Source organism: Roseovarius sp. (genome assembly GCF_030373445.1).
Taxonomy (GTDB): domain Bacteria; phylum Pseudomonadota; class Alphaproteobacteria; order Rhodobacterales; family Rhodobacteraceae; genus Roseovarius.
Genome location: NZ_JAUCYU010000001.1, coordinates 501,238 through 514,535 on the forward strand (window position 1 = coordinate 501,238; position 13,298 = coordinate 514,535).

The 13,298-nt window shown below is 65.7% G+C and carries 10 protein-coding genes; 2 read left to right on the forward strand and 8 right to left on the reverse strand.

The features are described 5' to 3' along the window. Window positions 1–47 precede the first annotated feature (47 nt). The 8 genes from hutU to ald all read right to left on the reverse strand — a co-directional run bounded on the left by hutU (window position 48) and on the right by ald (window position 11,070). On the reverse strand, window positions 48–1,718 hold the full coding sequence (gene hutU, locus QUV18_RS02320; protein ID WP_300891710.1) for a urocanate hydratase: 1,671 nt from the start codon (window positions 1,716–1,718) through the stop codon (window positions 48–50). Beyond that, entirely contained in the window at window positions 1,715–2,509 is a 795-nt protein-coding gene (gene hutG, locus QUV18_RS02325; protein ID WP_300892039.1) for an N-formylglutamate deformylase, read from the reverse strand. The genes hutU and hutG overlap by 4 nt, the downstream gene beginning before the upstream one ends. Continuing rightward, window positions 2,509–4,044, reverse strand: coding sequence for a histidine ammonia-lyase (gene hutH, locus QUV18_RS02330; protein ID WP_300891711.1), 1,536 nt, complete (start codon window positions 4,042–4,044; stop codon window positions 2,509–2,511). The genes hutG and hutH overlap by 1 nt, the downstream gene beginning before the upstream one ends. Further along, window positions 4,041–5,231 (reverse strand): imidazolonepropionase, encoded by a 1,191-nt coding sequence (gene hutI / locus QUV18_RS02335; protein WP_300891712.1) that lies wholly within the window; start codon window positions 5,229–5,231, stop codon window positions 4,041–4,043. The genes hutH and hutI overlap by 4 nt, the downstream gene beginning before the upstream one ends. A gap of 129 nt (window positions 5,232–5,360) precedes the next feature. Continuing rightward, window positions 5,361–7,454, reverse strand: a complete 2,094-nt coding sequence (locus tag QUV18_RS02340) for an ABC transporter ATP-binding protein (protein ID WP_300891713.1) — start codon at window positions 7,452–7,454, stop codon at window positions 5,361–5,363. 27 nt (window positions 7,455–7,481) lie between these two features. Further along, the gene (locus tag QUV18_RS02345; RefSeq protein ID WP_300891714.1) at window positions 7,482–8,675 is read right to left on the reverse strand and encodes an ABC transporter permease; all 1,194 of its coding nucleotides are present in this window, start codon (window positions 8,673–8,675) and stop codon (window positions 7,482–7,484) included. 15 nt (window positions 8,676–8,690) lie between these two features. Next, window positions 8,691–9,737: an ABC transporter permease gene (locus tag QUV18_RS02350; RefSeq protein ID WP_300891715.1), complete on the reverse strand. Its 1,047-nt coding sequence runs from the start codon at window positions 9,735–9,737 to the stop codon at window positions 8,691–8,693. Between the two features lie 214 nt (window positions 9,738–9,951). After that, on the reverse strand, window positions 9,952–11,070 hold the full coding sequence (gene ald / locus QUV18_RS02355) for an alanine dehydrogenase (protein ID WP_300891716.1): 1,119 nt from the start codon (window positions 11,068–11,070) through the stop codon (window positions 9,952–9,954). A 134-nt stretch (window positions 11,071–11,204) separates the two neighbouring features. On the opposite strand from ald, the gene QUV18_RS02360 reads away from it, so the two are divergent. Both QUV18_RS02360 and QUV18_RS02365 read left to right on the forward strand, forming a co-directional pair. Next, on the forward strand, window positions 11,205–11,663 hold the full coding sequence (locus QUV18_RS02360) for an Lrp/AsnC family transcriptional regulator (RefSeq protein ID WP_300891717.1): 459 nt from the start codon (window positions 11,205–11,207) through the stop codon (window positions 11,661–11,663). Between the two features lie 42 nt (window positions 11,664–11,705). Further along, window positions 11,706–13,295, forward strand: coding sequence for a GMC family oxidoreductase N-terminal domain-containing protein (locus QUV18_RS02365; protein WP_300891718.1), 1,590 nt, complete (start codon window positions 11,706–11,708; stop codon window positions 13,293–13,295). The last annotated feature ends 3 nt before the right edge of the window (window positions 13,296–13,298 follow it).

A 13,298-nucleotide genomic window follows, 5' to 3' on the forward strand; every position in this document is an offset into this window, starting at 1 on the left:
CCGCCTCCACAGGGTACGCTACGGCGTATCCTGCCCCGCGGCGGGGATCACTTCAAGATGCCAGGCAACGTCAGCCCGTGCTCGCGCGCGCAGTCGATGGCGATGTCATATCCCGCATCGGCATGGCGCATCACGCCCGTCGCCGGGTCGTTCCACAACACGCGTTCGAGCCGCCGATCGGCATCCTCCGTGCCGTCACAGCAGATCACCATGCCGGAATGCTGCGAGAACCCCATGCCGACGCCGCCACCGTGATGCAGGCTGACCCAGGTCGCGCCGCTTGCGGTGTTGAGAAGGGCGTTGAGCAAAGGCCAGTCGCTGACCGCATCGGAGCCGTCCTTCATCGCCTCGGTTTCCCGGTTGGGCGACGCGACCGAGCCGCTGTCGAGGTGGTCGCGGCCGATCACCACGGGCGCCTTCAGCTCGCCATTGCGCACCATCTCGTTGAAGGCCAGCCCGGCCTTGTGCCGCTCTCCCAGCCCGATCCAGCAGATCCGCGCGGGCAGGCCCTGGAAGGCGATCCGCTCCTGCGCCATGTCGAGCCAGCGGTGCAGGTCGGCATGCTCGGGGAACAGATCCTTCATCTTGGCGTCGGTCTTGTAGATATCTTCCGGGTCGCCCGACAGGGCGCACCAGCGGAACGGCCCGATGCCCTTGCAGAAGAGCGGGCGGATATAGGCGGGCACGAAGCCGGGGAAGGCGAATGCATCTTCCAGCCCCTCCTCCAGCGCGACCTGACGGATGTTGTTGCCGTAGTCGAGCGTCGGTACGCCCATGTTCCAGAAATCGACCATCGCCTGCACATGCACCTTCATCGAGGCGCGGGCGGCCTTTTCCACCGCCTTGGGGTCGCTCTCCTGCCTGGCGCGCCATTCGCCCACGGTCCAGCCCTGCGGCAGGTAGCCATGCACCGGGTCATGCGCGCTGGTCTGGTCGGTGACGATATCAGGTTTCACGCCGCGCTTCACCAGCTCGGGGAATACATCCGCCGCGTTACCGATCAGCGCGACCGACTTGGCCTCGCCCGCCTTGGTCCAGCGGTCGATCATTTCGAGCGCCTCATCCAGCGAATGGGTGATCTCGTCGACATAGCGGGTCCGCTTGCGGAACTCGGCGCGGGTCTCGTCGCATTCCACGGCGAGACAGCACGCCCCGGCGAAGACCGCCGCCAGCGGCTGGGCCCCGCCCATGCCGCCAAGCCCGCCGGTCAGAATCCAGCGGCCCTTCAGGTCGCCGTCGTAATGCTGCCGGCCCGCCTCGGCGAAGGTCTCGTAGGTGCCCTGCACGATGCCCTGCGTGCCGATGTAGATCCACGACCCGGCCGTCATCTGGCCGTACATCATCAGGCCTTTCTTATCGAGCTCGCTGAAATGGTCCCAGTTGGCCCAATGCGGCACGAGGTTCGAGTTGGCAATCAGCACGCGCGGCGCATCCGAATGGGTCTTGAACACGCCCACCGGCTTACCCGACTGCACCAGCAGCGTCTCGTCTTCCTCGAGGCCCTTGAGCGTGCCGACGATGCGATCGAAATCCTCCCACGTGCGGGCGGCGCGGCCGATGCCACCATAGACCACCAGCTCATGCGGGTTCTCGGCCACGTCGGGGTGCAGGTTGTTCATCAGCATCCGCATCGGCGCCTCGGTCACCCAGCTCTTGGCGCTGATCTCGGTGCCTGTGTCGGGATAGATGTCACGGGTGTTGTGGCGGGGATTGGTCATGCAAGCTCTCCTTCGCGGGCAAGCCGGTCAATACGGGTTAGTATGGTTTTCAGGTGCGGGCGAATGCGCGCGGCCCGATCGGGGCGATAGGACCATGGCGGCGCCTCCTCCATGTAGGTGGATTGGGCCAGTTCCATCTGGATGGCGTGGCGGCCGGTGTCCGGCCGTCCATGGTGCCGGGTCGTCCATCCGCCCTTGAAACGGCCGTTGGTGACAGAGGTAAAGCCGTCGGCGGTTTCGCAATCCTCGGCCACCGCCTCGGCGATCTTGGCATCACAGGTGGTGCCGTTGTTGGTGCCGACGTTGAAATCCGGCAAGGTGCCCTCGAACAGGAACGGGATACGAGAGCGTATGGAATGGCAGTCGTAGAGCACCGCCACGCCGTGCGCCGCTTGCACGCGCTGCAATTCCGCTTCCAAAGCCGCATGATACGGCGCGTGGAAGGCGTGCTTGCGGGCGGCGATGTCGGCCTCGGTCGGCGGGGTGTCCCAGATGTCCTGCCCGTCGAAATCCGTGAGCGGGACGAGGCCCGTGGTGTTCTGCCCCGGGTAGAGCGAGGCGCCCGAGGGGTCGCGGTTGGCGTCGATCACGTAGCGGTGGAAGGTGGCACGCACCACGGTGGCACCGGCCAGCAGCCCGTCGTAGAGATCGTGAATATGCCAGTCGGTATCCGACAACCCGCGCCCGCGCTCGTTCAGGTTGCGCTTGATATCGGCGGGAACGTAGGTGCCGGTATGGGGCATGCCCAGAACGACGGGGCCGTCGCCCCGGATGACCTCGACAGGGTCCATCATGCGTCTCCCATGTCCAGTGCCAGCCCCGAGGCGCTGACCAGCGCGCCGTCGCGGATCAACTGCGCCGCGGCGGTCAGGTCGGGCGCAAGGTAGCGGTCTTCCTTTAGCGCGGGCACGGCCTCGCGCAGGCGGGCCATGGCGCGTTGGAGGGGTTCGCTGGTCTTGAGCGGCGCCCGGAAGTCGATGCCTTGCGCGGCACAGATGGCCTCGACCCCGAGGATGTTGCTCAGGTTGGCGTTCATCCGCAACAGCCGCCGGGCCGCGTGGGCCGCCATGCTCACGTGATCCTCCTGGTTGGCGGAGGTCGGCGTACTGTCGGTCGTGCAGGGGTTGGCGAGGTGCTTGTTCTCGCTCATCAGCGCGGCGGTCGTCACCTCGGCGATCATAAGGCCGGAGTTCAACCCCGGTTCCGGCGTCAGGAATGGCGGCAGGTCGAAGCTGAGGGTCGGATCCACCATCAGCGCCACGCGCCGCTGGGCGATGGCGCCCAGCTCGGCGATGGCCATGGCGATCTGGTCGGCGGCGAAGCCCACCGGCTCGGCATGGAAGTTGCCGCCGGAGACGATGCGCTCTTCTTCGACCAGCACCAGCGGGTTGTCGGTGACAGCATTGGCCTCGATCTCCAGCACCTCGCCCGCGCGGCGGAGCAGGTCGATCGCGGCGCCGCTCACCTGGGCCTGGCAGCGGATGCAATACGGGTCCTGCACGCGGCTGTCGCCCTCCCGGTGGCTTTCGCGGATCTCGCTGCCTTCCATGAGGTCGCGTTGGGCGCGGGCGACCATGATCTGGCCCTTGTGGCCGCGCAGCGTGTGGATGGCGTCGACCAGTGGGGCGGTGGAGCCCATGATGGCGTCGGTCGAGAGCGAGGCGGTGACGATGCAGCCTTCGGCATTGCGCCACGCCTGCCAGAGGCCGATCAGGGCGAGCGCCGTGGAGAATTGCGTGCCGTTGATCAGCGCGAGCCCTTCCTTGGGGCCGAGAACGATGGCGGCGAGGCCGGCCCTGTTCAGCGCCTCGCCGCCGGGCAGTCGCTGACCGTCGAACGTCGCCTCGCCCTCGCCAAGCATCACGGCGGCCATGTGGGCCAGCGGCGCAAGGTCGCCCGACGCCCCGACGGACCCCTGATCGGGCACGACCGGGGTGACGCCTTTCGCCAGCATCCCCTCGATCAGTTCGATGGTCTGCCATTTCACGCCCGATGCCCCGCGCCCGAGCGACATCAGCTTGAGCACCATCATCAGCCGGGTCGCGGACTCGTCCAGCGCCTCGCCCACGCCGCAGCAATGGCTGAGGATCAGGTTGCGTTGCAGCGCCTCGGTCTGCTCGGACGGGATCTTGACGCTGGCCAGCTTGCCGAAGCCGGTGTTCACGCCGTAGACGGCCTCCTGCCCTTCGGCAGCGCGGCGCACGAGGTCGGCGGCCGCTTCGACCGCGGGTTTTGCCGAGCGGTCGAGCATGGCCGCCCGCCCCTCGCGCCAGATCGCCTCGAGCGTGGGCAGGGTAACCGTGCCGGGTGTCAGAACCTCGCTCATCCTTCGCCTCCGAAGATCCGCCGGTTCAGCGGGTTGAAACCGATGCGGTAGGCCAGCTCGGCCGGTTGGGCCACGTTCCACACGGCAAGGTCGGCGCGTTTGCCCGGCGCGATCACGCCGGTGTCGTCGAGGCCGAGCGCCTGTGCCGCGTGGCGGGTGACGCCGGCCAGCGCCTCCTCGGGTGTCATGCGGAACAGGGTGCAACCCATGTTCATCGTCAGCAGCAGCGAGGCCAGCGGAGAGGAGCCGGGGTTGCAATCGGTCGCCAGCGCCATCGGCACGCCATGCTTGCGGAAGGCATCGACGGGCGGCACCTGTTTCTCGTGCAGGGTGTAGAACGCGCCGGGCAAGAGGACGGCCACGCTGCCCGACCCGGCCAGCGCCTTGGCGTCGCTTTCGTCGGCATATTCCACGTGATCGGCGGACAGTGCGCCGTACTTGGCGGCCAGCTTGGTGCCGCCAATATTGCTGAGCTGTTCGGCGTGTAGCTTGACGGGCAGGCCGAGCTCTTTCGCCCTGGCAAAGACCGGTTCGATCTCTTCGACGGAGAAGGCGATACCCTCGCAGAAACCGTCTACGGCGTCGGCCAGCCCCTCCTCGGCGGCCTGCTCAAGAGCGGGCAGGCAGACCTCGGAGATGTAGTCGGCGTTGCGGCCCTTGTACTCGGTCGGTACGGCATGGGCGCCGAGGAAGGAGGTTTTCACCCGCACATCGCGCGAGGCGGCGACCCGGCGGGCGACGCGCAGCATCTTGATCTCGGTGTCGATGTCGAGCCCGTAGCCCGACTTGATCTCGATGACCGAGACACCCTCGGCAATCAGCGCATCGGCGCGGGTCAGGGCATCGGTCAGCAAATCGTTCTCGGGCGTGTCGCGAGTGGCGGTGACGGTCGAGACGATCCCGCCGCCGGCGCGCGCCACCTCTTCGTAGCTGGCCCCGTTCAGGCGCATCTCGAACTCCCCGGCGCGGTTGCCGCCGAAGACGATATGGGTGTGACAATCTATCAGGGCGGGGGTGACCAAACGGCCCTCCATGTCCTCACCCCGTTCGGACAGGTCCGATGGCAGATCGGCCTCCGGCCCGACCCAGCGGACCTTTCCGTCGTCGTAAGAGATCGCGCCGTTCTCGATGAGGCCATAAGCCCCTTCGCCGGTCATCGTGGCAATGGTCGCGTTCCGTAGCAGCATGCGCGGTCTTCCCCTGATGTGAGCCGATGGCCCTTTATTATGTCTGCACATAATAATCGTCAAGGAAAGAATTCAAGGCACGGAAAACCGCCCCGGTCGAGGCAGCGTTCCGCGCAGGAATGCGTGTGGCTACTCGGCCGCGATCTTGATGACGGGTTCCATCCGGGCAAGGATGTCGTCGGCGAGGTGACACTTGACCTGGTGGCCCTCGGCCAGCATCCGAACCGGCGGCACCTCGGTTTCGCACAGGTTGCCGGGCACCTGCGATTTCCAGCGGCAGCGCGTCTGGAACGGGCAGCCGGGCGGCGGGTTCATGGCCGAGGGCACGTCGCCCTCGAGCACGATGTGCTTTTTCTCGACATGGGTGTCGGCGATGGGCACGGCAGAGAGCAGCGCCTCGGTATAGGGGTGGTAGGGGGGCGAGAAGACCTGTTCGGTGGTGCCCAGCTCGACCACGTGGCCGAGATACATGACCATCACCCTGTCGGAGAGATACCGCACGATCGACAAGTCGTGAGAGATGAACAGAAGGGTCGTCTTCTTCTCGCGCTGGATTTCCATGAGCAGGTCGGTCACAGCCGCCTGCACCGAGACGTCGAGCGCCGAGACGGGCTCGTCCGCCACCACGATCCGGGCGCCACCGGCGAAGGCACGGGCAATGCCGACGCGCTGTTTCTGGCCGCCGGACAATTGCCGCGGCATCCGGTCGGCGAACTCGCGCGGGAGCTTCACGAGGTCGAGCAGGCGCATCATTTCCTTGTGGCGATCGTCGTCGGACTTGCCGTGGCCGAAGATTTCCAGCGCCCGCATGATCTGGCGGCCCACGGTCATCGAGGGGTTCAGCGTGTCGAACGGGTTCTGGAACACCATCTGGATGTCGGCGACGGTCTTGGTGTCGCGGCTCTGGATCGGGATATGTTCGATGTTCTTGTTATCCAGCAGGATCTGCCCGTCGGTCGCGGTTTCCAGACCCATCAGCACCTTGGCGAAGGTCGACTTGCCACAGCCCGATTCGCCCACGATGGCGAGCGTCTCGCTCTCGCGGGCCTCGAAGGTGAGGGTTTCGTTGGCCTTGACCACCTTGGTCGCCCCGCTGGCACCGAACAGCGCGTTGGCCGCAACCTCGTAGTATTTCTTGAGGTTGTCCATCTTCAGGATGACGTCGCCCTTCTCGGTCGCCGCGGTCTGTTTCGCGGCCTTGATCGGCGCGTGCCAGTCGATTTCCTTGTAGCGCAGGCAGCGGGTGAAATGCCGGTCGTCGCCGGTGATCGGCTCCATCGGGATGGCGATATCCTGGTTGCAGCGGCCATCCTGGAAATAGTCGCAGCGCGGGCCGAAGTTGCAACCCGGCGGGCGCTCGTGCGGGAGGGGGAAGTTGCCGGGGATGGCCACCAGCGGACGGGCGTTCTTGTCAGCGCCGGGCAGCGGGATCGACCGGAAGAGCGCCTGTGTGTACGGGTGCTGCATCTTGTCGAAGACGTCCTTGATGCTGCCGGTCTCGACCGCCTCGCCGGAATACATCACGCAGATCCGGTCGCAGGTTTCCAGCACCAGCCCGAGGTTGTGGCTGATGAACAGCATCGACGTGCCGTACTTGCGGCCCAGTTCCTTGACCAGCTCGACGACCGCCGCCTCGACCGTCACGTCGAGCGCCGTAGTAGGCTCGTCGAGGATCAGCAGGCTGGGGTTGGCCATCAGCGCCATGGCGATGACGATCCGCTGCTGCTGGCCGCCGGAAAGCTGGTGCGGGAAGGATTTGAGAATACGCTCGGGGTCGGGCAGCTTCACGTCGCGCACCACTTCGAGGGCGCGTTGATAGGCCTCCTTTTCCGACACCTTCTCGTGGATCATCGGCACTTCCATGAGCTGCTTGCCGATCTTCATCGCCGGGTTCAGGCTCGCCATCGGCTCCTGGTAAATCATGGCGATCTCGTTGCCGCGGATGTCGCGCAGCTCCTCGGCGGACATCTTGCCGAGGTCGCGGCCCTTGAACTTGATCGAGCCGCCGACGATGCGGCCGTTGACGCCAAGGTCCTGCATCACGCCCAGCGCCACGGTCGACTTGCCACAGCCGCTTTCGCCGACGAGGCCCACCGCCTCGCCCGGCTGCACCTCGACCGAGAAGTCCATCACCGCCGGGATCTCCCGCAGCCGGGTGAAGAACGAGATCGACAGGCTGTCGATTTCAAGGATCGGGCCTTCATGGTCTGGTGTCTGCGACATCTCGTTGTCCTTTCCCGAAGCGGGCGGTTAATCCCTCAGGCTCTCTTCCCGCAGGCCATCCGCCAGGAAGTTCAGCCCCAGCACCAGCGTCAGCAGGGCGATGGCGGGCGGAATGGCGATATGCAGGATGTTGGCCGACAGCAGGCGTCGGCCGTCGATGATCATCTTGCCCCAGTCCGGGCTTTCGGATTCGAGCCCGAGGCCGAAGAAGCCCAGCGTCCCGAGAAGGATGGTGGTGTAGCCGATGCGCAGGCAAAAATCGACGAGCAGCGGCCCGCGCGCGTTGGGCAGGATCTCCCACAGCATGATGTACCACGGCCCCTCGCCCCGTGTCTGGGCGGCGGCGACGTAGTCGCGTGTCTTGATGTCGAGCACGAGGCCCCGCACGATCCGGAAGACGGTGGGCGAGTTGACGAAGACGACCGAGACGAAGACCACCAGCACGTTGGGCGGGAAGCGGATGAGGCCGAGCGGGTCGGCATCCCACGCGATGCCGAGATAGACCCAGATGCCGATCACCAGAGTGATCGCCAGGTAGACGTTCCGCTTCATCGGCTGGGTGTGATAGCGCGAGTTCCACAGGATCACGAGGAACACGAGCGGGAAGATGAACAGCACCGCGGCCATGTAGACGGGAATGCCGGTCTGCACGATTTCGGGCGTCACCAGAAGGTAGAAGAGCAGGATCACCGGAAAGGCGAGCACGAGGTTCGACAGGAAGGACAGCACCGTGTCGAACCGCCCGCCGTAATAGCCTGCCGGCAGGCCCAGCGTGATGCCGACCATGAAGGCGAAGACGGTGGCGAAGGGGGCGATCAGGATCACCTTGATCGACCCGGCGATCACCCGGCTGAACACGTCACGCCCGAGGTTGTCGCCGCCCAGAAGGTAATAGGCCCCGGCATTCGGGTCGGGCGTGCCGATCAGCTTGGAATAGGGCGTGCCGGGCAGGGCCTTCTTCATCAGCGCCGACTGGTCGAGCGGGTCGTGGGTGGCGACCATGTCGAACACGCCGGCGAAGAACGCCGTGAAAACCCAGAACAGCACCAGCGCGAGGCCGATCATGCCGACCGTGCTGTCGAACAGCTTGCCGTAAAGGCCCAGCCTGCGCTTGAAGGCCAGGGAAAGCGCGAAGGTGATCACCAGAAGGATCAGGACCGGCGCGAACTGGATGATCATCTGGCCGAAGATCGCGCCCCAGCTGAGTGCGTCTTTGTTCATCTCTGCGGCCCTTCCCTAGCTCACGCTGATCCGCGGGTTCAGGTAGACGTAACCGATATCCGATATCAGCTGCGTCACCAGAACCACGAAAACGGATATGACCGAGACCCCCAACAGAAGCTCGATGTCGTTGTTCCCGGCGGCCAGCACCAGCGTCCAGCCGAAGCCCTTGTAGTTGAACAGCGTCTCGACGATCACCACCCCGTTCAGCAGCCACGGAAACTGCAGCATGATCACTGTGAAGGGGGCGATCAGCGCGTTGCGGAGCGCGTGTTTCATGACGATGTTCGGGAAGCTCACCCCCTTGAGCCGCGCGGTGCGGATATACTGCGAGGTCATCACCTCGGCCATCGAGGCGCGGGTCATCCGGGCGATGTAGCCCATGCCGTAGGCCGCGATGGTCAGCACCGGCAGGAAGAAGTTCTCGAAGGTGACGTTGTCCATCGCGCTGGTGGCGGTGCCCTTGAACCATTTCAGGCCGACGGCGGAACTGGCGAAAATGGCGATGAAGAGGACGCCCGAGACGTATTCCGGGGTGGCCGTTGTACTGATCGAGAAGGTAGAGAGCGAGCGGTCGAGGCGAGAGCCCTCGCGCATCCCGGCCAGCACGCCGAGGATCAGCGCCGAGGGCACCATCAGCAGCATCACCCAGAACATGAGGATGCCGGTCAGCCCCAGCTTTTCGAGGATGATGCCGCCCACGTCCTCCTTGATGGTGGTGGAAAAGCCCCAGTTGCCCTGCAGAACGCCGCAAAAGCGGGGCGCCTCCTCGATCGGCTGGTTCGGGGCGGCGCAACGGGCGCGGACCTTGCCATCGGTGCCTTCGATCACGTAGCCCGGCAACACGCCCAGCCACTGGCCATACTTCGTGACCGTCGGCTGCAAGTACCCGCGATTGTTGAGAAAAGTCGCGACCTCCTCGTCGGACATGCGGAAGTTGCCCTGGGTCTTGGCGAATTTTTCAAGGTTGGGATACAGGTTGGTGAGGAAAAAGACGATGAAGGTCAGGCACAGCGCCGTCAGGATCATGACGCCGATCCGGCGCAGAATGAACTTCCCCATCAATGGCCCCCCGTTGGCTCTTGTTTTTTGCTCAGGAAGGAGTCCTGTCCACGAAAAATGCTAACCAACAAATCCCAATCGGTCCAGCCGTTCCGCATGTGTCGGGATGTTCTGACCGGTGATGCGCAAGAAATCTGCACACAGACCGGCATGCCGCGGGCGCAAAGCGACATGGCAGGCAGAGGGGCCGGGCGGGCCCGGCCCGCCCGCGGGGTCAGCCCTTGACGATCTTCTGGGGCGAGATCACGTCGATGCCGAGAGCCCGGCCGACCGCGTAATAGGTCAGTTGACCGGCATGCACGTTGAGCCCGTTCAGCAGGTGCGGATCGTCGGCGCAGGCCTGTTGCCAGCCCTTGTCGGCCAGCGCCAGCATGAAGGGCATGGTGGCGTTGCCCAGCGCGATGGTCGAGGTGCGCGCCACGGCGCCGGGCATGTTGGCCACGCAGTAATGCATGATCCCGTCGACATCGTAGATCGGGTCGGCATGGGTGGTGGGTTTCGAGGTCTCGAAACAACCACCCTGGTCGATGGCCACGTCGACCAGGGCGGCGCCCGGCTTCATGGTGGGGAACTGGTCGCGGCGGACGAGCTTGGGCGCTTCGGCCCCGGGAATGAGCACGGCACCGATCACCATGTCGGCGCGGGTCAGGTGCTCTTCCAGAAGGCCGGTCGAGGAATAGCCGGTCTTGAAGACGCCCGCGAAGACATCGTCGAGATAGCGCAGCCGGGGCAGCGAGCGGTCGAGCACCGTGACATCCGCGCCCATGCCGGCGGCGATGCGGGCCGCATGGGTGCCGACGACACCGCCGCCGATCACCAGCACGTTGGCCGGGCCCACGCCGGGCACGCCGCCCATCAGCACGCCGCGCCCGCCATTGGCCTTCTGCAGCGTCCAGGCGCCGACCTGAGGCGCCAGACGGCCGGCAACTTCGGACATCGGCGCCAACAGGGGAAGGCCGCCGCGATCATCGGTCACGGTCTCGTAGGCGATGGCGGTGCAGCCACTCTCCAGCAGGTCCTTGGTCTGGGCCGGATCGGGGGCGAGGTGAAGATAGGTAAACAGAAGCTGACCTTCGCGCAGCATCTTGCGTTCGGCGGCCTGCGGCTCCTTCACCTTCACGATCATGTCGGCGATGGCAAAGATCTCCTCGGCGGTATCGAGGATGTGGGCGCCGGCGGCCACATAGGCCGCGTCCTCGAACCCTGCGCCCTTGCCGGCGCCGGCCTGAATGATCACCTCGTGACCGTGGGCCACCGCTTCCTGTGCGGCGTTGGGCGTCATGCCGACGCGGAACTCCTGCGGCTTGATCTCTGCCGGGCAGCCGATTTTCATGGGTCGATCCTCCTCCTGATCTTGCCAGAATGTCGCAGATCGCGCGCAATTGGCTTGAAATCTTTGCCGCTCCCTTGACGCCGGAGTGAAGGTTCTTCGAATAAACGGCAGGTTAATCGAAAGGCCTTGCGCATATGTCCCTCGATGCAACAGACCGTCGCCTGCTTTCGGTGCTGCAGCGGCGCGGGCGCATCTCGAATGCCGACCTGGCCGAGGAGGTGAACCTCTCGGCCAGCGCCTGTCACCGGCGGGTCGGGCGGCTGGAGGCCGAGGGGTATATCCGGGGCTATGTCGCCCTGCTGGATGCGCGCAAGCTGGGCATGTCGGCGACGATCTTCGTCGAGATCACGCTGTCGACCCAGGCCGACGACGTGCTGGAGGCGTTCGAGAAGGCGGTGGGGCGTATTCCTGACGTGCTGGAATGCTACCACACGGCGGGGGCGGCGGATTACATCCTCAAGGTCGTGGCCGACAGCACCGAGGATTTTGCCCGCATTCACCGCCAGCACCTGGCCCGCTTGCCGGGCGTGGCGAAGATGCAGTCGAGTTTCACCCTTCGGACCGTGTCGAACACCACCGCCCTGCCCCTCTGACGCGGCTTGCCAAGGCGGCACGGTTTGCCCAAATTGCGCGCCATGGAATACGATTACATCATCGTCGGCGCCGGAAGCGCCGGTTGCGTTCTGGCGAACCGGCTGAGCCGCGCCGGCCACACCGTTCTCCTGCTCGAGGCCGGGGGGCGCGACAATTACCACTGGGTGCATATCCCGGTGGGCTACCTTTACTGCATCGGCAACCCGCGCACCGACTGGTGTTTCCGCACGGCCGAGGAGCCGGGGCTGAACGGCCGCTCGCTGCTGTATCCGCGCGGCAAGGTGCTGGGCGGGTGCAGCGCGATCAACGGCATGATCTACATGCGCGGACAGGCCGCCGACTATGACGGCTGGCGGCAGATGGGCAACCCGGGCTGGGGCTGGGACGACGTGCTGCCCTATTTCAAGCGGTCTCAGGATTACGTCGACGGCGCGTCGGAGCATCACGGCGCGGGCGGGGAATGGCGGGTCGAGAACATGCGCCTGCACTGGGACGTGCTCGACCACTGGCGCGACGCAGCGGTGGCGGCGGGAATTCCGGCGTCGGACGATTTCAACCGGGGCGACAATGAAGGCGTCGGTTATTTCAAGGTGAACCAGCGCAACGGCTGGCGGGTGACCAGCGCCAAGGCCTTCCTGCGGGCGGGCACCGGCAAGGGGCTGAAGGTCGAGACCGGGGCGCATACGCAAAAGGTCGTCCTCGAGGATGGGCGCGCGGTGGGTGTCGAGTATTTGCAGAACAATGAAAGGCAGGTTGCGCGGGCAAGGGCCGAGGTGATCCTGTCGGCGGGGGCAATCGGCAGCCCGCAATTGTTGCAGTTGTCGGGGCTGGGGCCGGGGGAGTTGCTGCGGGAACACGGGATCGAGGTGAAGCGCGATATCCCGGCCGTGGGCGGCAATTTGCAGGACCATCTGCAATTGCGCTGTGCGTGGCGGCTTACCGGGGCCGTGACGCTGAACACGATGGTCGGCTCGTTGTGGGGCAAGGCGAAGATCGCGCTGGAATACGCGCTGAAGCGGTCCGGCCCCATGGCGATGGCGCCCAGCCAGCTTGGCGCGTTCGCGCGGTCGCGGCCCGACCTTGCGACGCCCGACCTGGAGTATCACGTGCAGCCGCTGTCGCTCGATGCGTTCGGGGGCGACCTGCACGATTTCCCGGCCATCACCGCCAGCGTCTGCAACCTGCGGCCGGAGTCGCGCGGCACGGTCACCATCGCCTCGGCCGATGCCGCCGACGCGCCGGTGATTGCGCCACGCTACCTGTCGACCGAGGGGGACAGGCAGGTGGCGGCGGCATCGATCCGGCTGACCCGGCGGATCATGGAACAGGAGCCGATGCAGCGTTACGCGCCCGAGGAGTTCCGCCCGGGGATCGAGGTGCAGAGTGACGAGGCCCTGGCCAAGGCGGCAGGCGATATCGGCACGACGATCTTTCACCCGGTGGGCACCGTGCATATGGGGCCGGGCGAAGATGCGCCGCTGGACCCGGAGCTGCGCCTGCGCGGGGTCAAGGGGCTGCGGGTGGTCGACGCCTCGGTCATGCCGACGATCACCAGCGGCAACACCAATTCGCCGACGATCATGATCGCCGAGAAGGCGGCGGACATGATTTTGGAGGCGGCGCGGGGGTGACAT

Excerpts from the sequence above, each read along its gene's own strand:
- hutU (WP_300891710.1), bottom strand. The coding sequence starts at position 1,718 with ATGACCAATCCCCGCCACAACACCCGTGACATCTATCCCGACACAGGC.
- hutG (WP_300892039.1), bottom strand. The coding sequence starts at position 2,509 with ATGGACCCTGTCGAGGTCATCCGGGGCGACGGCCCCGTCGTTCTGGGC.
- hutH (WP_300891711.1), bottom strand. The coding sequence starts at position 4,044 with ATGAGCGAGGTTCTGACACCCGGCACGGTTACCCTGCCCACGCTCGAG.
- hutI (WP_300891712.1), bottom strand. The coding sequence starts at position 5,231 with ATGCTGCTACGGAACGCGACCATTGCCACGATGACCGGCGAAGGGGCT.
- QUV18_RS02340 (WP_300891713.1), bottom strand. The coding sequence starts at position 7,454 with ATGTCGCAGACACCAGACCATGAAGGCCCGATCCTTGAAATCGACAGC.
- QUV18_RS02345 (WP_300891714.1), bottom strand. The coding sequence starts at position 8,675 with ATGAACAAAGACGCACTCAGCTGGGGCGCGATCTTCGGCCAGATGATC.
- QUV18_RS02350 (WP_300891715.1), bottom strand. The coding sequence starts at position 9,737 with ATGGGGAAGTTCATTCTGCGCCGGATCGGCGTCATGATCCTGACGGCG.
- ald (WP_300891716.1), bottom strand. The coding sequence starts at position 11,070 with ATGAAAATCGGCTGCCCGGCAGAGATCAAGCCGCAGGAGTTCCGCGTC.
- QUV18_RS02360 (WP_300891717.1), top strand. The coding sequence starts at position 11,205 with ATGTCCCTCGATGCAACAGACCGTCGCCTGCTTTCGGTGCTGCAGCGG.
- QUV18_RS02365 (WP_300891718.1), top strand. The coding sequence starts at position 11,706 with ATGGAATACGATTACATCATCGTCGGCGCCGGAAGCGCCGGTTGCGTT.